Origin of the sequence: Nonomuraea sp. MG754425, from assembly GCF_021699195.1 — a bacterium.
GTDB lineage: Bacteria > Actinomycetota > Actinomycetes > Streptosporangiales > Streptosporangiaceae > Nonomuraea.
The window spans coordinates 1-496 of record NZ_SSXE01000492.1 but is presented as its reverse complement, the minus strand read 5'-3'; the positions used below and the strand labels follow the sequence as shown (position 1 = coordinate 496).

At 69.8% G+C, this 496-nt stretch carries 2 protein-coding genes; both read left to right on the top strand.

Going from position 1 to position 496, the window contains the following annotated elements; all coding sequences use genetic code 11:
* Positions 1–186, top strand: a 186-nt coding sequence (locus FAF44_RS53645) for a DoxX family protein (RefSeq protein ID WP_237111188.1), incomplete at its 5' end; no start/stop codon positions are given.
* Between the two features lie 26 nt (positions 187–212).
* Positions 213–496 (top strand): SDR family oxidoreductase (locus FAF44_RS53640; RefSeq protein WP_237111187.1); only part of this gene is annotated, 284 nt, incomplete at its 3' end.

Genomic DNA, 496 nt, shown 5'->3' with positions numbered 1-496 from the left:
CTCCTCGGCGTGCCACTGATCGGCACGGCCGCCGCCGCCGGCCTCATCCTCTACTTCGTCTGCGCCCTGTTCACCCATCTGCGCGTCTACGACTTCGTCCCCCAGTTCTACCTGGCGATCGTGTTCCTGGGCCTGGCCGCCGCCACCCTGGCCCTCGACCCCGCGGTCACGCTGACCATCCAGTGATCCCTACCATCCATGGAGGAAAGATCATGATTCTCGTCACCGGAGCCACCGGCCTCGTCGGCCGTCACCTGGTCGACCTGCTCCTGGCCGAAGGCGTACCGATCCGGGCGATCACCCGCGATCCAGACGCCACCCTCCCGCAAGGAGTGGAGAAGGCGGTGGGCGATCCCGCCCGGCCGGACACCGTCGCCGATGCGCTGAAAGGCGTGCGGGCCGTGTTCGTCCACCCGCGCGCCATGGGGCAGAACCCCGACCCGAGCCTCGTCCGTCAGTCCACCGGCGAACTGCTCCGCCTCGCCCGGGACGCCGG